This window comes from Streptomyces sp. AV19, from assembly GCF_015999245.1.
Lineage (GTDB): Bacteria > Actinomycetota > Actinomycetes > Streptomycetales > Streptomycetaceae > Streptomyces.
The window spans coordinates 685,472-705,183 of record NZ_JAEAMR010000022.1 but is presented as its reverse complement, the minus strand read 5'-3'; the positions used below and the strand labels follow the sequence as shown (position 1 = coordinate 705,183).

Sequence of the window (19,712 nt, the reverse complement as noted above, 5' to 3'; positions counted from 1 at the left end):
CGGACCACCGGTGCCGCACGCCACGCGTGCCCCGAGGCGCGTCAGGGATTCGTGCCGGTCCCGAGGTCGAGTGTCACGGGGGGAGCGGGAGGGGCGCCCTTGCGGGAGCGCTTCGTGCGCCGTTCGACCCAGGTCGCCGTGCCGGACAGGGCCATGCACAGCAGGATGTAGATCGAGCCGAAGACGATGACCATGGGGATGAAGGCGTAGACGCCGTTCACCGGCTCGGTCTGCGAGGCGAATTCCTTGCCCACGAAGAGGAGTTCCTCGTAGAGGATGATGAAGCCCAGCGCCGTGTCCTTCAGCGTCACCACCAGCTGGCTGATGATCGAGGGCAGCATCGACCGCACGGCCTGCGGGACGAGGACGTACGCCATCACCTGCGTCTTGCGCAGCCCGAGGGCCTGGGCCGCCTCGCCCTGCCCCTTGGCCACCGCGTTGATGCCGGAGCGGAAGACCTCCGCCTGCACCGACCCGTTGTAGAGCGTCAGCCCGATGACCAGGGCCCACATGGGGTCGTTGGTGAAGAACGCCGCGTACAGCAGGAAGATCATGATGAGCAGCGGCATGGCGCGGAAGAACTCCACCACCACGGTCGCCGCCCAGCGCACCGGCCGGTGGTCGGAGAGCCGGCCGGTGGCCAGCAGGGCACCCAGCGCGAGTGAGAGCAGTGCCGCGATCGCGAAGGTCTTGAGCGTGGTCAGCAGGCCGTCGAGGATCCGGTGCTGGGTGTCGGTGTACTCGTACGCCTCCCACAGTCCCGCCTGGAACTGGCCGGTGTCGTCGAGCCGGTAGAGGACGAAGGCCAGGAGGCCGACGATGGCCAGGACGGAGGCCGCGCCGTAGATCCGGTTGCGGATCCGGGCCTTGGGCCCGGGGGCGTCGTACAGGACGCTCGCGCTCATCGGGCCACCGCCAGCCTGCTCTCCAGCAGCCGGAAGATGCCGCTGATGGCGAAGGTGATGATGAGGTAGCAGATGGCGATCCAGAGGAAGATCACATAGATGTTGTAGCCCTCGTCCGCGTTCAACTGCTTCTGCAGCGCGGCCAGTTCCGCCACGTTGAAACCGGAGGCGATCGCGGTGTTCTTGGCGAGGGCGATCATCAGGCTGCCCAGCGGGGGTATCGCGGTGCGGGCCGCCTGGGGCAGCACGATCTGGCCGAGGGTCTGCGTGAAGGTCATCCCGATCGAGCGGGCGGCCTCGGCCTGGCCGACCGGCACGGTGTTGATGCCGGAGCGCACCGCCTCGCAGACGAAGGCCGAGGTGTAGCAGCCCAGGGCGAGCACGGCGAGCCAGAACGAGTCCCAGCCCTTGAGGCCGAGCGCCGGCAGGCCCAGGGTGACGGCCAGGAAGAGCAGCACGAGCGGGGTGTTGCGCAGCAGCGTCACCCACGCCGTGCCGAACGCGCGCAGGGCGGGCACCGGCGAGACGCGGAACCCGGCGATCAGGATGCCCAGGACGAGGGCGAGCAGGGCGCTGGACGCCGTCAGCTCGACGGTGCCCAGGAAGCCTTCGCGGAATTCCGCGAAGTGGTCCGACAGAACGTTCACATCACTTCTCCGGGGTCACGGGGCCGCGGCGGCCGGGCCCGGTCGGGCCCGGAACCGCCTCAGTAGCGCTCGACGGCGGGCGGGGCGGGGGCCTCGCTGCCGGACTGGCCGAGGGTGGCGTCGTACGCCTTCTTCCAGTCGCCGTTCTTGACGTGCGACTCCAGGGCCTTGTTGACCGCCTCGCGCAGCGCCTTGTCGTCCTTCTTCAGGCCGATGCCGTACGGCTCCTTGGAGAACGGCTGCCCGACGACCTTGAGCTTGCCCTTGTTCTGGGCCGCGTAGCCCTTGAGGATCGCGTCGTCCGTGGTGACGATGTCGACGGTGCCGTTGGCCAGCTCCTGGACGCAGAGCTGGTAGCCCTGCTGGGCCTTGACCTCGGCGGCGCCGTACTTGGCCTCCTTGATCCGCTTGAGCGGCGTGGAACCCGTGACGGAACAGACCTTCTTGCCCTTGACGTCGTCCGGGCCCTTGATCGAGCTGTCGGACTTCACCAGCAGGGACTGGCCGGCGATGTAGTACGGTCCGGCGAAGCCGATCTGCTTCTTGCGCTCGTCGTTGATGGTGTACGTGCCGACGTACAGGTCCACGCCGCCGGCGGCGATCTGGGTCTCGCGCGCTTCCGAGGGCACCGTCACGAACTCGATGTGCTGCTCGTCGAAGCCGAGGTCGGCCGCCACCATCTTGGCGATCTCCACGTCGAAGCCCGAACGCTTCCCCGTGCTGGGGTTCTTGAACCCGAGGTTGGGCTGGTCGGCCTTGGTCCCGATGGTGATCTTCTTGCCCTTGATCTTCTCGAAGACCGGTGAATCCTTCACCTCCGCGGAGGTGTTGACCTGGTACTTCGGCGGCGCGGGTGCGGAGGATCCGCCGGTCGCCCCGTCCTTCCCGTCGCTCGGGCTGCCCTCCTTCCCGCAGGCGGTCGCGGTCACGGACAGTGCCACCAGCACGGCGGCCGCTGCGGCGGTCTTGCGGAGCTTCATCTGGGCATCCTTTTCACGGAGAAGCGGAGAGCCGGCGGTGCGGATCGACGGATCGTGGATCAACGGGTCGTGGATCGACGGATCGACGGATCAGTGATGCAGGATCTTGGACAGGAAGTCCTTGGCCCGGTCGCTGCGCGGGTTGCTGAAGAACTGGTCCGGTGTGGCCTCCTCGACGATGCGGCCGTCGGCCATGAAGACCACGCGGTCGGCGGCGGAGCGGGCGAAGCCCATCTCGTGGGTGACGACGACCATCGTCATGCCGTCCCGGGCGAGTTGCTGCATGACCTCCAGCACCTCGTTGATCATCTCCGGGTCCAGGGCCGAGGTCGGCTCGTCGAAGAGCATCACCTTCGGATCCATGGCCAGCGCGCGGGCGATGGCCACGCGCTGCTGCTGGCCGCCGGAGAGCTGCGCGGGGTACTTGTCCGCCTGCGCGCCCACCCCGACGCGGTCGAGGAGCGTACGGGCGGTGGCCTCGGCCGTGGCGCGGTCCTTCCCGCGCACCTTGGTCTGGCCCAGCGTCACATTGGCCAGCACGGTCTTGTGCGCGAAGAGGTTGAAGGACTGGAAGACCATCCCCACGTCCGCGCGCAGCCGGGCCAGTTCCCGGCCCTCCTGGGGCAGCGGTCTGCCGTCGATGGCGATCGAGCCGGAGTCGGTGGTCTCCAGCCGGTTGATCGTCCGGCACAGCGTGGACTTGCCGGAGCCCGACGGCCCGATGACGACCACGACTTCGCCGCGTGCGATGGACAGGTCGATGTCCTGCAGCACGTGCAGCGCGCCGAAGTGCTTGTTGACCTTGTTCAGGACGACCAGGGGGTCCGCCGCGGGGCCCGCGCTGTCGTTCACCGGTGCTTGGCTCATCGGCGTTCCACGCTCCGTCCTCCTCGGTTGAGAGGACAGTAGTGAGCCGTCACGACCAGCGTCATTACATCTGAGCGGAAATTGAGCATAACGAAACGGCCGCACGCGGCCACGGTCCGTGAACGGGCGCGCGGGGCGCCCGGGGGCGTACCGACCGCATAACGGAAGCCGTCCTGCTGCCCGGGCCCCCTTGACGTACGCCGCGTCCATCGGCGTGGATGCGGGGGTGCCGCACCGAGCCGGCCGACCGGACGGAGGACGATGAGACTGCTGCTCGTCGAGGACGACGACCACGTGGCCGCGGCCCTGTCGGCCGTCCTGGCCCGGCACGGCTTCGCCGTCACCCACGCGCGCAGCGGCGAGGAGGCCCTGCGGGCGCTCCTGCCGGGCGACGGCGCCCCGTTCGGGGTGGTCCTGCTCGACCTCGGCCTGCCGGACCAGGACGGGTTCGAGGTCTGCGGCAGGATCCGGCGGTCGTCCGGCACCCCCGTCATCATGGTCACCGCCCGCGCCGACACCCGTTCCAAGATCCACGGGCTGAACCTGGGGGCCGACGACTACGTCGTCAAGCCGTACGACACCGGTGAACTGCTCGCCCGCATCCACGCCGTCGCCCGGCGCACTCCACCCGCCGAGGGGCGCGTACGCCCGACCGCAAGCTCCCCGGGGAGTGAACTGCGCCTGGGGCCGCTCACCATCGAACTGCCCACCCGCCGCGTGTCCGTGGACGGCGTCGTCGTCCCCCTCACCCGCAAGGAGTTCGACCTGCTGGCCCTGCTCGCCCGGCGGCCGGGCGTCGTCTTCCGCCGGGAACAGATCATCAGCGAGGTGTGGCGCACCAGTTGGGAGGGGACGGGACGGACCCTGGAGGTGCACATCGCCTCGCTGCGCGCCAAGCTGCGCCTGCCCGCGCTCATCGAGACCGTCAGGGGCGTCGGTTACAAAATCGTCGTCCCCGCGGCCTGACGGCCCCGCCCGTGCGCGCCCGCCTCCTCCCGCTGCTCATCGTCCTCATGGCCGGTGTGCTGCTCGCCCTCGGCCTCCCGCTCGGCGCCGGCATGGCCGCCGTGCAGCAGCAGCGCGTCGTCGTGGACCGGATCGACGACACCGCCCGCTTCGCCGCCCTGGCCCAGTTCGTCGTCCTCCAGCCGTCCGGGGCGGACGAGCGGACGGCCACCCTGAGCGCCGAACTCGTCCGCTACGAGGAGCTGTACGGCATACGGGCCGGGGTCTTCCGGCGCGACGGGAGCGCCGTGGCCGTCGCCCCGGCCGGGTGGGGGGTGCCGGAGCACGGGGAGGGCCGGCGGGCGTTCGAGGAGGCCCTCGCCGGGCGGCGCAGCCGCGACCCCGCCCAGGTCTGGCCCTGGCACCACGGCCGGCTCACCGTCGCCTCGCCCGTCATCCGGGACGGCGACGTGGTCGCGGTCGTCGTCACCGAATCGCCCACCGGCGCGCTGCGTTCGCGCATCCTGCACCGGTGGCTGCTGCTGGCCGCGGGCGAGACGGCCGCCATGCTGCTGGCCGTCGGCGCCGCCTTCCGGCTCACCGGCTGGGTGCTGCGGCCCGTGCGGACCCTGGACGCCGCCGCCCACGGCATGGCCAAGGGCCGGCTGAAGGCACGCGTCGCCGCCGACAGCGGACCACCGGAACTCCGGCGCCTGGCCCGCTCGTTCAACGAGATGGCGGACAACGTCGAGGAGTCGCTGGAACAGCAGCGCGCCTTCGTCGCCGACGCCTCGCACCAACTGCGCAATCCGCTCGCGGCCCTGCTGCTGAGGATCGACCTGCTGGCCCTGGACCTCCCCGAGGGGCACCCGGAGGTCGCCTCGGTGCGCGCCGAGGGAATGCGGCTGGCCCGGGTCCTGGACGACCTCCTGGACCTGGCGCTGGCCGAACACAGCGCCGCCGACCTGAAGCTCACCGACATCGCCGAGCTCGTCGCCGGCCGGGTGGGCGCCTGGAGCCCGGTGGCCGGCCGCGAGGAGGTCGCCCTCGGCTACGCGGGACCGGCCGCCGTGACCGGCTGGGCCGACCCGGTCGCGCTGTCCAGCGCGCTGGACGCCGTCGTGGACAACGCGCTGAAGTTCACGCCCGCCGGGGCCCGCGTCGAGGTCTCCCTGGCCGTCGTCGGGGACCGGGTGACCGTCACCGTGGCCGACGAGGGCCCCGGGCTGACCGAGGAGGAACTCACCCGCGTCGGCGACCGCTTCTGGCGCAGCGGCCGGCACCAGAACGTCTCCGGCTCGGGGCTGGGCCTGTCCATCTCCCGCGCCCTGCTGGCCGCGGGCGGCGCCACCCTCTCGTACGCGCCGAACGCGCCGCACGGGCTGCGCGTGACGATCCGGGTGCCGCGCGAACGGCCCCCGGACGCCCCGGATCAGGGCTTGCCGGACACGTAGTAGCGGCGCGCCCCCGCGTGCAGGGGGAGGGGATCGGTGAAGACCGCGGTGCGCAGGTCCACCAGCTGCGCCGCGTGCACCTCCTGGCCGATGCGGTCCCGGCTGCGGATCACCGTGCGGGTGACGCCCTCCGTGAGCTCCGCGGCGGCCCGGTCCGTGGTGATGAGGAGGTTCGCGACCGCGATGGTCTTCACGGCCTCCGTGGCGTTCGCCTTCGGATAGGCGTCCACCGGCATCATGGCCGCCCGGTAGTGGCGGGCCTCGTCGCCGCCGAGGCGGCGCAGCGGGGCGATCATGTCGTCGAGTGGGACGAGGCGGACCGGGAGCCGCTCGCTGAGCGCGCGCAGGCTGACGGTGGGCAGTCCGCCGGACCAGAAGAAGGCGTCGACGCCGCCGTCGCGCAGCAGTTGGGGAAGGGTGTTGATGCCGGCCCGGACCGGCGTGATGTCCCGCTCGAAGTCCACCTCCCCGGCCCTCAGCAGCCGCCTGGCGATCAGCTGCACCCCGGACCCGTCCGCCCCCACGCCCACCTTGAGCCCCTTGAGGTCGCGTACGGACCGCACGCGCGCGTCCTCGCGCACCACCAGGTGGATGTAGTCGTCGTACAGCCGCGCGCAGGCGCGCAGCCGGCCCGCGCCCGGCCGCCCTCCGTCGAGGTACGTGGCGACCGCGTCCGCCGTCGCGATCGCGAAGTCGGCCTCGCCTGAGGCGACTTGGCGCAGATTGTCCAGCGAGCCCTGGCTGTGCCGCACCCGCACGTCCAGCGCGGGCAGGTCGCGGGCCAGGTCGTCCTTGAGCATCGCGCCGTACTTGGCATAGACCCCCGACGGGGTCCCGGTAGCGATCGACATCCGCCCGGAGGGGGACGGCGTCCCCTCCGGCGCCGCCAGCCACCACGTCAGCAGCGCGCACAGCACGGCGGCCACGGCACCCGCCTGGACGGCGCGGTGCCTGCCGAGGCGCGGGATCCGGGGGGCCATGGGCGGATCCTGCCAGCCCCGGAGCCGGGCGGCCAGGGGCAGGACGTGTCCGGCAATGATCGGAAACGACCGGAGTGTTGGCGGGCCCTGCGACGAGGGGCCGCGGGCGTCAGCGGTACGCCGACGGAACGCCCCTGCGCGGCCCCGGCCGGATGGGCTTCCGGCGACCAGCCCTGTCGTCGCGACGGCCGCGACGCCCGCCGGCCGGAGGGCACCGTGGTACCGGCCGTGCCGCCACAGCACAGGCGCCAGGAAGGCCGTCAGGACCGTTCCGGCGAGGCCGCCGCAGATCATGGGCGAGGTGGCGGACGCGACGCGGACGAGGAGATTCCGCGGCGAGGCCGGCAATCCTCCCGCCGCGAACGCGGCGAGGAAGAGATGCCGGTGCGCCGATCCCGGCCCGGCGTCCGGAGCGTACTCGGCGGTACGGCCCGCGACATGCCGTACGCCGGAAAATCACGCACGACCCGAGGCCGGCCCCGGCGGCAGGGCGGCCTGGCGGCGGTGACCGCTCCGGCGCCCCTTTACCCTTGAGGGATGACCAGCAGCAGCGACCGGAGCCAGGCAGTGGACGTCAAGGGAACGTACGAGGTGCGCACCTACGGGTGCCAGATGAACGTCCACGATTCCGAACGGCTCTCCGGCCTGCTGGAGGACGCCGGTTACGTGCGCGCGCCCGAGGGCACCGCGGAGGGCGAGGCCGACGTCGTCGTCTTCAACACCTGCGCCGTGCGCGAGAACGCCGACAACAAGCTCTACGGCAACCTGGGCCGGCTCGCGCCGATGAAGGCGCGGCGCCCCGGGATGCGGATCGCCGTCGGCGGCTGCCTGGCCCAGAAGGACCGGGACACCATCGTCAAGAAGGCCCCCTGGGTCGACGTCGTCTTCGGCACGCACAACATCGGCAAGCTGCCCGTGCTGCTGGAGCGCGCCCGCGTCCAGGAGGAGGCCCAGGTCGAGATCGCCGAGTCGCTGGAGGCGTTCCCCTCCACGCTGCCCACCCGCCGCGAGAGCGCCTACGCGGCCTGGGTCTCGATCTCCGTCGGCTGCAACAACACCTGCACCTTCTGCATCGTGCCCGCGCTGCGCGGCAAGGAGAAGGACCGCCGGCCCGGCGAGATCCTGGCCGAGGTCGAGGCGCTCGTCGCCGAAGGCGTCACCGAGATCACCCTGCTCGGGCAGAACGTCAACGCCTACGGCTCCGACATGGGCGACCGCGAGGCCTTCTCCAAGCTGCTGCGCGCCTGCGGCAAGATCGAGGGCCTGGAGCGCGTCCGCTTCACCTCGCCGCACCCGCGCGACTTCACCGACGACGTGATCGCCGCCATGGCCGAGACGCCGAACGTGATGCCGCAGCTGCACATGCCGCTCCAGTCCGGCTCGGACACCGTCCTGCGGGCCATGCGCCGCTCGTACCGCCAGGAGCGCTTCCTCGGCATCATCGAGAAGGTCCGCGCCGCCATGCCGGACGCCGCCATCTCCACCGACATCATCGTGGGCTTCCCCGGCGAGACCGAGGAGGACTTCGAGCAGACGATGCACGTCGTCCGCGAGGCCCGCTTCGCCCAGGCCTTCACCTTCCAGTACTCCAAGCGCCCCGGCACCCCGGCGGCCGACATGGAGGGCCAGATCCCCAAGGAGGTCGTGCAGGCCCGCTACGAGCGCCTGGTCGCCCTCCAGGAGGAGACCTCCTGGGAGGAGAACAAGAAGCAGGTCGGCCGCACCCTGGAGGTCATGGTCGCCGAGGGCGAGGGCCGCAAGGACGACGCCACGCGGCGGCTGTCCGGCCGCGCCCCCGACAACCGGCTCGTCCACTTCACCAGGCCCGAGGAGCCCGTGCGCCCCGGCGACATGGTGACCGTCGAGATCACCTACGCCGCTCCGCACCACCTGCTGGCCGAGGGCCCGGCCCTGGGCGTGCGCCGCACGCGGGCCGGCGACGCGTGGGAGAAGCGCAACGCCGCGGGGGCGGAGAAGCCCAAGGGCGTGATGCTCGGCATTCCGGCGATCGGCGCGCCCGCCCCGCTGCCGGCGCCCGCCGCCTCGGGGTGCAGCCTCGCCTGACCCCGGGTCCGCCGCGGCGGCGGGCGCCGCGCGGGGCGTATCGTTCCCGCATGCTCGTCGCCGCCGCCGTATGTCCCTGTCCGCCGCTGCTCGTCCCCGAACTGGCCGCCGGGGCCGCCCGGGAGCTCGACGCCCTGCGGGCCGCCTGCCTGGACGCGGTGGCCGTGGCGGCCGCCGCCCGGCCCGACCGGCTCGTCGTGGTGGGGCCCGCCGAGCCGCCGCGCGACGGCCGCTATCCGCAGGGCGCCGTCGGCTCGTTCCGCGGCTTCGGGGTGGACCTCGACGTCCGCCTCGGCCGGGACGGCACCGTGGGCGCGCGGCCGCTGCCGCTGTCCCTGGCCGTCGGCGCCTGGCTGCTGGAACGCACCGGCTGGTCCGCCGCGCCCGTCGAGGGCCTGGCGGTGGCCGAATCGTCCGAACCCGAGGACTGCCTGGCCGCGGGCCGCGAACTGGCCGCCGGGCAGGACCGCGTCGCCCTCCTGGTGACGGGCGACGGCAGCGCCTGCCGCACCCTGAAGGCGCCCGGCTACCTGGACGACCGCGCCGAGCCCTTCGACGCCGCCACGGCGGCCGCCCTGGGCTCCGCCGACACCGCCGCCCTGGCCGGCACCGACCCCGTGCTCGCCCGGGAGCTGCAGGCGGCCGGACGGGCGCCCTGGCAGGTCCTCGCGGGCGCCGCGGAGGGCGCCGGCCTGTGCGGCGGGCTGCTGTACGACGAGGCCCCGTACGGGGTCGGCTACCACGTGGCCGCCTGGTCCTGAACGTCCCCGCACACGGCGACGGCCGCGGAGCGCGTGCTCCGCGGCCGTTCGCCGGTACGGACCGTCAGGAGGTGCCCTTGTCGCCCCGGGCGGAGCCGCCGTCCTGCTCGGCGAGCTTCTCCAGGGCTTCCTTGGCCTTGCCCGTCCCGGTCCGGATCTGGCTGCTGTACTTGCCGTCGGTCTTGGCGTCGACCACCCGCGCGGCCTTGTCCAGCCCCTGCTCGATCTTGTCCCCGTGCTGCTGCACGAGGTCGCCGACCTTGTCCTTCACCGGACCGATCCTGGCCTTGAGATCGTCGAACAGGCCCATGGGCACCTCGTTTCCTTCCGCGCGCTGTGCGCTACTTGCGGGCGCCCTCACCGGCCTCGCTGTCGGCCGCCTCCTCGGCGGACTGCTGCTTGGGGATCTCGACGCCCTCTCCCCCCTCAGCGGCACCGTCGGTGGCAGCGGCCTCCTCCGTCGCGGCCGCCTCCTCGGAACCGGCCGCCTCCGGAGCGGCGGCGGTGTCGGAATCCGCCGTACGGGTGTCCGCCGTGGCCTCCTCCGTTGACGCCTGCGACGGCTTACGGCGAAGCCATGAAAACACGCCCATATCTACTCCATTACCTTACTGGTGTGAGCGAAATCCCGGGTCGCCCGGTGCGTCCCCTTGCGCCGCTCCCGGGCTCCGGCCCGTTAACCGGCGGTCGGAACCTCGCAACAGGCAACGAGGCCGGGGGCGTCCCGTCACGTCGCTCGTTCGAGCGGCGGGCTGAGGTTTGCGAGACTGGTGCGGTGAGAAAAGCAGCCCCCGCACCGCAGGTCATCGCCGTCGTCGGCCCCACGGCGGCCGGTAAGTCGGACCTCGGTGTCGCGCTCGCGCGGCACCTGGACGGCGAGGTCGTCAACGCGGACTCGATGCAGCTCTACCGGGGCATGGACATCGGGACCGCCAAGCTGACCGTGGAGGAGCGGCAGGGGGTGCCGCACCGCCTGCTCGACATCTGGGACGTCACCGAGGCCGCGAGCGTGGCGGAGTACCAGCGCCTCGCCCGCGCCGAGATCGACCGGCTGCTGGCCGAGGGGCGCACCCCGGTGCTGGTGGGCGGCTCCGGGCTCTACATCAAGGGCGCCATCGACGCCCTGGAGTTCCCCGGCACGGACCCGGCCGTCCGCGCCCGCCTGGAGGACGAACTGGCCGAGCACGGACCCGGCCCGCTGCACGCCCGGCTCGCCGCCGCCGACCCGGAGGCCGCCCGCGCCATCCTCGCGGGCAACGGCCGGCGCATCGTCCGCGCCCTGGAGGTCATCGAGATCACCGGCAAGCCCTTCACCGCCAACCTGCCCGGCGAGACGGCCGTCTACGACACCCTCCAGATCGGCGTCGACGTCGAGCGCCCCGAACTCGACGAGCGCATCACCACCCGGGTCGACCGGATGTGGGAGGCGGGGCTCGTGGACGAGGTCCGCGCGCTGGAGCGCGCGGGGCTGCGCGAGGGGCGCACCGCCTCGCGCGCGCTGGGCTACCAGCAGGTGCTCGCCTTCCTCGCCGGCGAGTGCGACGAACAGGCCGCGCGGGACGAGACCGTCCGCGCCACGAAACGTTTCGCGCGCCGCCAGGACTCCTGGTTCCGGCGGGATTCCCGGGTCCAGTGGCTCAGCGGAGCCGCCGGGGACCGGGCGGAACTCCCGGGGCGCGCGCTGGCGTTGGTCGAACGAGCGGTCACAGCCTGATCACGTGATGGCATCGGGACGCGCCAGGTGTCATCGCGGCCTTCCCGGGCGTGCCATCATCAAACTTCGATCGAGCCGTGAAGTCCGGTTGGGAGGGCGCGTGGCGATGGAGGCCGGCCCCCGCGACAGACCGCAGCAGCCGCCCCGCGGCGAGACCGGGGCGCTCTCCCCGGACGGCCCCGAGGACACCGAGGCACCCGCCCCGGAGGCGGCCGAGCCCGCCTCCTTCCGCGAGCTGCGCCCCCCGCGCCGGCTCCGCGCCTGGCAGCTCGCGCCGATCGTCGTCCTAGCCGCCGTCGGCTCGCTGATGTTCGCCTTCCCGCTGGCCTTCGAGTTCGGTGACGGCGGGCCGGTCGTCGCCATGCTCGGCCTGCTCATCAGCGGCTGCGCCGCCGGCTGGGGCGTGATGGCGGCCCGCCGCGTCGGCTACACCTGGCCCGGCCTGCCGCAGCGCGGCTCGGGACGGCGGCCCGACTGGCGCTACGTGGCCCTCTACACCGTCCTCGTCCTGGTGGTCGCCGTCCTGGCGGTCTGGCGCGTCGCCCGGCTGCGCTGAGCCGCCGCCCGGCTGGGAGCCGCGGCCCGGCGGCCCGTACCATCGAACCGTGAGCACCGCACAGACCGCCTTCCTCAAGGGCCACGGCACCGAGAACGACTTCGTGATCCTCCCCGATCACGACGGGCTGCTGGAGCTGTCCCCGGCCGTCGTCGCGCGCCTGTGCGACCGGCGCGCCGGCCTCGGCGCGGACGGCGTGCTGCGGGTGGTGCGCTCCGCCGCGCACCCCGAGGCGCGGGTGATGGCCGACGAGGCCGAGTGGTTCATGGATTACCGCAACAGCGACGGCAGCGTCGCCGAGATGTGCGGCAACGGCGTCCGCGTCTTCGCCCGTTACCTCCAGCGGGCCGGTCTGGCCGGCGAGGGCGACGTGGCCGTCGCGACCCGGGCGGGCGTGCGCCGGGCGCACATCGCCAAGGCGGGCCCCGACGGGACGCCCGGCGACATCACCGTCGCCATGGGCCGGGCCGCGCTCCCCGAGGGCGACGTCACCGTCACCGTCGGCCCGCGCAGCTGGCCCGCGCGCAATGTGAACATGGGCAACCCGCACGCCGTCCTCTTCGTCGACGACCTCGACGAGGCCGGCGACCTGTACGCCGCCCCGGCGGTGGCCCCCGCGGCCGCCTATCCGGACGGCACCAACGTCGAGTTCGTCGCCGACCGCGGGCCGCACCACGTGGCGATGCGGGTGCACGAGCGCGGCTCCGGCGAGACCCGGTCCTGCGGCACCGGCGCCTGCGCGGTGATGGTGGCCACGGCCCGCCGGGACGGGCTGGACCCCGCGGTCGCCGGGCACCCCGTCACGTACACCGTGGACCTCCCCGGCGGCCGGCTGGTCATCAGCGAGCTCCCGGACGGCACGGTCGAGATGACCGGCCCCGCCGTGATCGTCGCCGAAGGGCACTTCGACGCCTCCTGGCTGAGCGCCTCCTGACGGTCCGCAGCCAACGTCTCCGGTCCTATCGCCGGATTTCCGGACACGCGACTCGCTCGAATGGGTGATCCGTTTCACTCTGGGCGAGAGGGGGTGAGCGGTGCGTGATGGGGTCGGTAGCATCAAGCACCGGTCCGGAGGCGTGAGCCCACCGCCGGTCGAGGCTGCCGGAGGTGCCCATGAGCGCAGAGGCCGCGAACGAACGTGCTCCCCGCCGCAGGCGCGGCCGCCGGATCGACCTGAGACGCCTCGGGCGCGCGGCCCTCGGCGGTTCCGGCGCCCGCGACCGCCTTCCCGATGCCATCGAGCACGTGGCGAAGGTGCACCGGGCCCACCACCCCGGCGCCGACCTGGACCTCCTGCGCCGCGCCTACGTGTTCGCCGAGACCTCCCACCGCGGCCAGACCCGCAAGAGCGGCGGCCCGTTCATCACCCACCCGCTGGCCGTCACCCTGATCCTCGCCGAACTGGGCGCCGAGACCACGACGTTGACGGCCTCGCTGCTGCACGACACCGTCGAGGACACCGAGGTGACGCTCGATCAGGTGGGCCGGGAGTTCGGCGCGGAGGTGCGCTTCCTCGTCGACGGGGTCACCAAGCTGGAGAAGGTCGACTACGGCGCCGCCGCCGAGCCGGAGACCTTCCGCAAGATGCTCGTGGCCACCGGCAACGACGTCCGCGTGATGTCGATCAAACTCGCCGACCGCCTGCACAACATGCGCACCCTCGGCGTCATGCGCCCCGAGAAGCAGGCCCGCATCGCCAAGGTCACCCGCGACGTGCTGATCCCGCTCGCCGAGCGGCTGGGCGTCCAGGTGCTCAAGGCCGAGCTGGAGGACCTGGTCTTCGCCATCCTCCACCCCGAGGAGTACGCCCGCACGCGGGACGTCGTCCGCGCCCACGCCGGCCGCCCCGACCCGCTGCAGGGCACGGCCGCCCGGGTGCGCGCCGTGCTCCGCGAGGCCGGTGTCGGCGCCGAAGTCCTCGTCCGCCCACGGCACTTCGTCTCCGTGCACCGGGTGCGGCTCAAGCGCGGCGAGGTGACCGGGTCGGACCTGGGGCGCCTGCTCGTCCTCGTCGCGGAGGACGCCGACTGCTACGCGGTCCTCGGTGAACTGCACACCTGCTTCACGCCGTTCATCTCGGAGTTCAAGGACTTCATCGCCGTCCCCAAGTTCAACCTCTACCAGTCGCTGCACACCGCGATCGCGGGGGAGGGCGGAGAAGTGGCCGAAGTCATCGTCCGCACCCACCAGATGCACCGGGTCGCCGAGGCGGGGGTGATCGCGCTCGGCAATCCGTACGCCGCCGCGGAGCCGCCGGACGCGGGGGAGGAGGAGCGCGACCCCACCCGTCCCGGCTGGCTCTCCCGGCTGCTGGAGTGGCAGCGCGCCGCCCCCGACCCGGACACCTTCTGGACCTCCCTGCGCGACGAGCTGGCCCAGGACCGGGAGATCACCGTCTTCCGCGCCGACGGCGGCACCGTGGGCCTCCCGGCCGGCTCCAGCTGCGTCGACGCGGCGTACGCGCAGTACGGCCAGGGCGGCCACAGCTGCATCGGCGCCCGGGTCAACGGACGGCTGGTGACGCTCAGCACGGTCCTGCGCGACGGGGACACCCTGCACCTGCTGATGTCCCCGGACACCGCCTCCGGCCCGTCCCCCGACTGGCTGGGGCACGCCCGCACGCCCGCGGCCCGGATCGCCATCGGCCGCTGGCTCGCCACCCACCCGGCACCCGAGCCCGCCGCCCGCGCGGCCGAGGACCGGCCCCCCGCCGCGCGGGCCGCGCCGCGCCCCCCGGTCCCCGTCTCCCGCACCCCCGTCGCCGTCGTCTGCGACGAGGAGGGGCTCGCCGCCGCGCACGTCCGGCTGGCCGGCTGCTGCACCCCCGTCCCGCCGGACGAGGTCACCGGCTTCGCCGTGCGCGGCCACGCGGTGACGGTGCACCGCGCCGAGTGTCCGGTGGTGGCCCGCATGGACGCCGCCGGGCGGCGGCGGACGCGCGTCCACTGGCGCGACCCCGCCGGGCCGGGGTCGGGGGACTGCCGGGTGACGCTGCGGGCCGAGTCGTTCAGCAGGCCGCACCTGCTCGCCGACCTGACGGAGGTCATCGCGGCCCAGGGCGCCGCCGTGGTCTCCGCGGCCGTCGAGCCGCCGCACGAGCAGCGCGTCCGGCACACCTACACCCTCCAACTGCCGGACGCCGCCCACCTGCCCGAGCTCATGCGGGCGATGCGGCGCGTCCCCGGGGTCTACGACGTCGGCCGGGCGGGCCGGCCCGCCGCCGCGTCCCTCTGACCCGTCGTGTCCCACCGGCGCCCGCGTCCCCCTAACACACCGGGCGGGAGTTCCCCGCCTTCCGGGACGCCCGTACGGGTGGGGTCCTGCGCGCCGCGCACCACCGGCCCCGGCGCGCTGGTAGCGGTGGACGCATGCCGCACTCTCCCGGGGAGCGATCCCCGCGGCGGCGCAGGCCCCTCCGCCCCTGCGCCGCCCTCGCCGCCACCGCGTCCCTGCTCCTGCTGGCGGGAGCCGCCCCGCCGCCCGCCCCCCTGGGCATCGGCGACCGGCTCTTCCCGTACCTCGGCAACCCCGGCTACCACGTCACCGAGTACGACGTCTCCCTCGACTACCACGGCAACACCGCCCCGCTGGAGGCGGTGACCCGGATCGGCGCCCGGTCCACCGCGCGGCTGGCGCGGTTCAACCTCGACTTCGCCCGGGGAACGGTGCGTTCGGTCGAGGTCAACGGGGCGCGGGCGAGCTTCGCGCCGGCCGAGGAGGACCTCGTCGTCACTCCCGCCCGTCCCGTCCGCCGCGGCACTCCGTTCACGGTCACCGTCCACCACACCAGCGATCCGCGGGGCTCCAAGGAGGGCGGCTGGGTCCCGACCAAGGACGGCCTGGTGATGGCCAACCAGGCGGACGCGGCGCACCGCGTCTTCCCCGGCAGCGACCACCCCTCCGAGAAGGCGCCCTTCACCTTCCGCGTGCGGGCCCCCAAGGACCTGACGGTGGTCGCCAACGGCCTGCTCGTCGGCAAGGTCACCCGGGGCTCCGGCACCACCTGGGTCTACCGCACCCGGCACCCCATGGCCACCGAGGTCGCCCAGGTCGCCATCGGCCGCTCCGTGGTCCCCGAGGGCGTCGGCCCGCGCGGCCTGCACCTGCGCAACGTCCTGCCGGCGGGCGGGCGGGAGAAGCTGGAGACCTGGACGGCGAAGACGCCCGAGCACCTGGCGTGGCTGGAGGGGAAGGTGGGGAAGTACCCCTTCGAGAACTACGGGGTGCTGATCGCCGAGGCGTCCACCGGGTTCGAGCTGGAGACCCAGACCCTGTCGCTCTTCGAGCACGACCTGTTCACCCGCACCGACCTGCCCGCCTGGTACGTGGAGTCGGTGATGGTCCACGAGCTGGCGCACCAGTGGTTCGGCGACAGCGTCACCCCCCGCACCTGGTCCGACGTCTGGCTCAACGAGGCCCACGCCACCTGGTACGAGTCGCTGTACGCCGAGCTCAAGGGCGGGCGGAAGCTGGAGGACCGGGTCCGCCGGGCGTACGAGTACTCCGACCTCATGCGGACCGACGGCGGGCCGCCCGCGGTCCTCAAGCCCGCGGCCCCGGGGAAGAAGGTCGGCATCTTCCGGCCGGTCGTCTACGACGGCAGCCTGCTGGTGCTCTACGCCCTCCGCCAGAAGATCGGCACCGCCGCCTTCGAGGAGCTGGAGCGGGAGTGGGTCACCGCGCACCGCGACTCCACCGCGTCCACGGCCGACTTCGTCCGCCTCGCCTCCCGGACCGCCCGCCAGGACCTGACGGAGTTCCTGCGCGCCTGGCTGTACGAGCCGACGACCCCGCCGATGCCCGGCCACCCCGACTGGAAGCCCACCCGGAAACCCGCGTGACGCCCCCGGCGGCGCATGGGAACATCGTTCCTGTCGGCAGGCGCGGCCGGCCGCCGGGAATCCCGGGGCGCCGCGGGACGTTGTCGACATCGGGACCCCGGTCCCCGCATCCGCACCACCCGACGAGCAAAGGATCACATGACCTCCACTTCTCCCCTTCCCCAGGACCGGCAGAGCCTCGCAGAGGGTCTTCGGGCCGACGCCCTGATGGAAGAGGACGTCGCCTGGAGCCACGAGATCGACGGGGAGCGCGACGGCGACCAGTACGACCGCTCCGAGCGCGCGGCCCTGCGGCGCGTCGCCGGCCTCTCCACCGAGCTGGAGGACGTCACCGAGGTCGAGTACCGGCAGCTGCGCCTGGAGCGCGTGGTGCTGGTCGGCGTCTGGACGTCCGGCACGGTCCAGGAGGCCGACAACTCCCTCGCGGAGCTGGCCGCACTCGCCGAGACCGCCGGCGCCCTCGTCCTGGACGGCGTGACCCAGCGCCGCGACAAGCCCGACCCGGCCACGTACATCGGCTCCGGTAAGGCGCAGGAGCTGCGCGACATCGTCCTGGAGTCCGGCGCCGACACCGTCGTCTGCGACGGTGAGCTGAGCCCCGGCCAGCTCATCCACCTCGAGGACGTCGTCAAGGTCAAGGTGGTCGACCGCACCGCCCTGATCCTCGACATCTTCGCCCAGCACGCCAAGTCCCGCGAGGGCAAGGCGCAGGTGGCCCTGGCACAGATGCAGTACATGCTGCCGAGGCTGCGCGGCTGGGGCCAGTCGCTGTCCCGGCAGATGGGCGGCGGCGGCTCCGGTTCGTCCGGCGGTGGCATGGCCACCCGCGGTCCCGGTGAGACCAAGATCGAGACGGACCGCCGGCGGATCCGCGAGAAGATGGCGAAGATGCGCCGGGAGATCGCGGAGATGAAGACCGGCCGCGACATCAAGCGCCAGGAGCGCAAGCGCAACAAGGTGCCCTCGGTCGCCATCGCCGGCTACACCAACGCGGGCAAGTCCTCGCTGCTCAACCGCCTCACCGGCGCCGGAGTCCTGGTGGAGAACGCGCTGTTCGCCACCCTCGACCCCACCGTGCGCCGGGCCGAGACGCCCGGCGGGCGGCTCTACACCCTCGCCGACACCGTCGGCTTCGTGCGTCACCTGCCGCACCACCTCGTCGAGGCGTTCCGCTCCACCATGGAGGAGGTCGGCGACTCCGACCTGATCCTGCACGTGGTGGACGGCTCGCACCCGGCGCCGGAGGAGCAGCTGGCCGCCGTGCGCGAGGTGATCCGCGACGTGGGCGCGACCGACGTGCCCGAGATCGTCGTGATCAACAAGGCGGACGCGGCCGACCCGCTGGTCCTCCAGCGGCTGCTGCGCATCGAGAAGCACTCGATCGCCGTGTCCGCGCGGACCGGCAAGGGCATCGACGAGCTGCTCGAGCTCATCGACGCCAACCTGCCGCGCCCCGCGGTCGAGGTCGAGGCCCTCGTGCCGTACACGCACGGGGCGCTGACCGCCCGGATCCACTCCGACGGCGAGGTGATCTCCGAGGAGCACACCGCGGAGGGCACCCTGGTCAAGGCCCGGGTCCACGAGGAACTGGCCGCGGAGCTGCGGCAGTTCGTCCCGGCCGTCTGAGGTTTCCGTACGCGGAAGGGCCCGTCTCCCCCGGGGAGACGGGCCCTTCCGCGCGCCGGCGGGTCGCGTGCTCAGCGGGTCGCGGCGAACTTGCGGCTGACGGCGTCGTAGACGCCCTTCGCCTCCGGGCCCAGGTGCGGTCCGGCCAGCCAGCGGCTGTCGGACGGGCCGATGGAGGTGTTCGAGACGAGCACCGCCTTGCCGTCGGGGCCGGGGGCGAACCAGCCGCCGCCCGACGAACCGCCGGTCATCGTGCAGCCGATGCGGTACATCGTGGGCTGGGCGGCGTCCAGTGACAGCCGGCCCGGCTTGTCGATGCAGTCGTACATCATCTGGCCGTTGAAGGGCGGTGCGGCCGGGTAGCCCCAAGCCCCCATCGTGCGGATGGACTTCACCTGCGGGGCGTCGAAGTCCACGGCCAGCGCGGTGCCGACGGTCTCCTCCAGGGACTTGCCCGTGCCCCGCTCCGGCTTCACGTGCAGCACGGAGAAGTCGTACGGCGCGCCCGCTCCGCCGCTCTCGGAACCCTGGGTGATCCACTGGGTGGACGTCTGCGCCCAGTCCGCCCACCACACGCCGTAGGGCGCAACGTCCTGCGCCGGGGCGGTGTTGACCCGCGATGCGGGCAGGCCCTTGTCGTTGTAGGAGGGAACGAAGGCGATGTTGCGGTACCAGCCGCCCTTCTTGCCGGCGTGGACGCAGTGGCCCGCGGTCCACACGAGGTTGGACTTGCCCGGGTGGGCCGGATCCTTGACGACCGTCGCCGAGCAGACCATGTGGCCCTGCGGGCTGTCGAAGAAGACCTTGCCGACCGGGGCCGCGTGCTGCCGGTAGGGCTTCTGGACCTCCTTGGCCCGCACCGGGCGCGGCTCGGGGTCGGTGACACCCTGGTCGCCCTGTCCGACGCCGCCGGGCGCGGTGCCCGGGGCGTCCTTGAGCGTCTTGTCGCTCGCGTGGGCGTCCTTCATCGAACCGGGCTTCCAGTGGCCCTCGATGATGGGGTTGATGAAGTCGCGGGCCTCACGCAGCCACTGTTCCTTGTCCCACGTCTTCCAGGCGCCGCCCTTCCACTTGTCCAGGTCCTTGAGCGTGAGGCCCTTGGGAAGCTTGAGGGTGGTGTCGCCCTGCTGGGCGGCCGAGGCGCTGGGTTTGTCGCCGCCGGCCGCCTCGTCGTCGGACGGGCCGCAGGCCGCGGCCGTCAGCGCCAGCACGGACGCCACGGCGGCCGCGGCCAGGGCACGCGGTCCTCGCCGGCGGGCCAGGGACGGGCGTTGGGATGGCATGGAGTGGATTCCCCCGATCTGTGACACATGTACGGGCGCACGTCTGCTCGTTGGAGCGCACGGTTGACGAACTTGTCATGCACCGCCCC

At 73.0% G+C, this 19,712-nt stretch carries 18 protein-coding genes; 10 read left to right on the top strand and 8 right to left on the bottom strand.

Annotated features, from left to right (window positions below):
- Window positions 1-41: 41 nt before the first annotated feature.
- The 4 genes from I5Q34_RS31250 to I5Q34_RS31235 form a co-directional block, all read right to left on the bottom strand.
- Window positions 42-905: an amino acid ABC transporter permease gene (locus tag I5Q34_RS31250; RefSeq protein ID WP_199895817.1), complete on the bottom strand. Its 864-nt coding sequence runs from the start codon at window positions 903-905 to the stop codon at window positions 42-44.
- Window positions 902-1,552, bottom strand: coding sequence for an amino acid ABC transporter permease (locus I5Q34_RS31245; RefSeq protein WP_199895816.1), 651 nt, complete (start codon window positions 1,550-1,552; stop codon window positions 902-904). Before I5Q34_RS31245 ends, I5Q34_RS31250 begins: the two co-directional genes overlap by 4 nt.
- A gap of 59 nt (window positions 1,553-1,611) precedes the next feature.
- Window positions 1,612-2,532: a glutamate ABC transporter substrate-binding protein gene (locus tag I5Q34_RS31240; RefSeq protein WP_199895815.1), complete on the bottom strand. Its 921-nt coding sequence runs from the start codon at window positions 2,530-2,532 to the stop codon at window positions 1,612-1,614.
- Window positions 2,533-2,622: 90 nt separating this feature from the next.
- The gene (locus I5Q34_RS31235; RefSeq protein WP_199895814.1) at window positions 2,623-3,399 is read right to left on the bottom strand and encodes an amino acid ABC transporter ATP-binding protein; all 777 of its coding nucleotides are present in this window, start codon (window positions 3,397-3,399) and stop codon (window positions 2,623-2,625) included.
- Between the two features lie 261 nt (window positions 3,400-3,660).
- Between I5Q34_RS31235 and I5Q34_RS31230 the strand changes: the two genes are divergently transcribed.
- Both I5Q34_RS31230 and I5Q34_RS31225 read left to right on the top strand, forming a co-directional pair.
- Window positions 3,661-4,365: a response regulator transcription factor gene (locus I5Q34_RS31230; RefSeq protein ID WP_199895813.1), complete on the top strand. Its 705-nt coding sequence runs from the start codon at window positions 3,661-3,663 to the stop codon at window positions 4,363-4,365.
- A gap of 11 nt (window positions 4,366-4,376) precedes the next feature.
- A complete protein-coding gene (locus I5Q34_RS31225) occupies window positions 4,377-5,798 on the top strand; it encodes a HAMP domain-containing sensor histidine kinase (RefSeq protein ID WP_199895812.1) in 1,422 nt (473 codons plus the stop codon).
- On the opposite strand, the gene I5Q34_RS31220 is transcribed toward I5Q34_RS31225, so the two are convergent.
- Window positions 5,777-6,778: a TAXI family TRAP transporter solute-binding subunit gene (locus I5Q34_RS31220; protein ID WP_199895811.1), complete on the bottom strand. Its 1,002-nt coding sequence runs from the start codon at window positions 6,776-6,778 to the stop codon at window positions 5,777-5,779. The genes I5Q34_RS31225 and I5Q34_RS31220 overlap by 22 nt on opposite strands.
- A gap of 537 nt (window positions 6,779-7,315) precedes the next feature.
- Between I5Q34_RS31220 and miaB the strand changes: the two genes are divergently transcribed.
- Together miaB and I5Q34_RS31210 are read left to right on the top strand one after the other, a co-directional pair.
- Window positions 7,316-8,842 carry a tRNA (N6-isopentenyl adenosine(37)-C2)-methylthiotransferase MiaB gene (miaB, locus tag I5Q34_RS31215; RefSeq protein ID WP_199895810.1) on the top strand — a complete coding sequence of 509 codons (1,527 nt, stop codon included), beginning with the start codon at window positions 7,316-7,318 and terminating at the stop codon, window positions 8,840-8,842.
- 50 nt (window positions 8,843-8,892) lie between these two features.
- The gene (locus tag I5Q34_RS31210) at window positions 8,893-9,603 is read left to right on the top strand and encodes a class III extradiol dioxygenase subunit B-like domain-containing protein (RefSeq protein WP_199895809.1); all 711 of its coding nucleotides are present in this window, start codon (window positions 8,893-8,895) and stop codon (window positions 9,601-9,603) included.
- Between the two features lie 64 nt (window positions 9,604-9,667).
- Here I5Q34_RS31210 and I5Q34_RS31205 read toward each other — a convergent pair whose 3' ends face one another.
- Together I5Q34_RS31205 and I5Q34_RS31200 are read right to left on the bottom strand one after the other, a co-directional pair.
- Window positions 9,668-9,913: an antitoxin gene (locus tag I5Q34_RS31205; protein ID WP_199895808.1), complete on the bottom strand. Its 246-nt coding sequence runs from the start codon at window positions 9,911-9,913 to the stop codon at window positions 9,668-9,670.
- Between the two features lie 31 nt (window positions 9,914-9,944).
- Window positions 9,945-10,196 carry a hypothetical protein gene (locus I5Q34_RS31200; protein WP_199895807.1) on the bottom strand — a complete coding sequence of 84 codons (252 nt, stop codon included), beginning with the start codon at window positions 10,194-10,196 and terminating at the stop codon, window positions 9,945-9,947.
- Between the two features lie 182 nt (window positions 10,197-10,378).
- On the opposite strand from I5Q34_RS31200, the gene miaA reads away from it, so the two are divergent.
- The 6 genes from miaA to hflX all read left to right on the top strand — a co-directional run bounded on the left by miaA (window position 10,379) and on the right by hflX (window position 18,340).
- On the top strand, window positions 10,379-11,317 hold the full coding sequence (gene miaA, locus I5Q34_RS31195; RefSeq protein ID WP_199895806.1) for a tRNA (adenosine(37)-N6)-dimethylallyltransferase MiaA: 939 nt from the start codon (window positions 10,379-10,381) through the stop codon (window positions 11,315-11,317).
- Window positions 11,318-11,423: 106 nt separating this feature from the next.
- On the top strand, window positions 11,424-11,873 hold the full coding sequence (locus I5Q34_RS31190; RefSeq protein WP_199896063.1) for a hypothetical protein: 450 nt from the start codon (window positions 11,424-11,426) through the stop codon (window positions 11,871-11,873).
- 49 nt (window positions 11,874-11,922) lie between these two features.
- A complete protein-coding gene (gene dapF, locus I5Q34_RS31185) occupies window positions 11,923-12,807 on the top strand; it encodes a diaminopimelate epimerase (RefSeq protein WP_199895805.1) in 885 nt (294 codons plus the stop codon).
- Window positions 12,808-12,986: 179 nt separating this feature from the next.
- Window positions 12,987-15,107, top strand: coding sequence for a bifunctional (p)ppGpp synthetase/guanosine-3',5'-bis(diphosphate) 3'-pyrophosphohydrolase (locus I5Q34_RS31180; RefSeq protein ID WP_199895804.1), 2,121 nt, complete (start codon window positions 12,987-12,989; stop codon window positions 15,105-15,107).
- Between the two features lie 134 nt (window positions 15,108-15,241).
- Entirely contained in the window at window positions 15,242-16,714 is a 1,473-nt protein-coding gene (locus tag I5Q34_RS31175) for a M1 family metallopeptidase (protein WP_199895803.1), read from the top strand.
- A gap of 138 nt (window positions 16,715-16,852) precedes the next feature.
- Complete coding sequence (gene hflX, locus I5Q34_RS31170; protein ID WP_199895802.1) at window positions 16,853-18,340, top strand: GTPase HflX; 1,488 nt, start codon at window positions 16,853-16,855, stop codon at window positions 18,338-18,340.
- A gap of 71 nt (window positions 18,341-18,411) precedes the next feature.
- Here the strand turns inward: hflX and I5Q34_RS31165 are convergent, their stop codons facing one another.
- A complete protein-coding gene (locus tag I5Q34_RS31165; RefSeq protein WP_199895801.1) occupies window positions 18,412-19,623 on the bottom strand; it encodes a serine protease in 1,212 nt (403 codons plus the stop codon).
- Window positions 19,624-19,712: the final 89 nt, after the last annotated feature.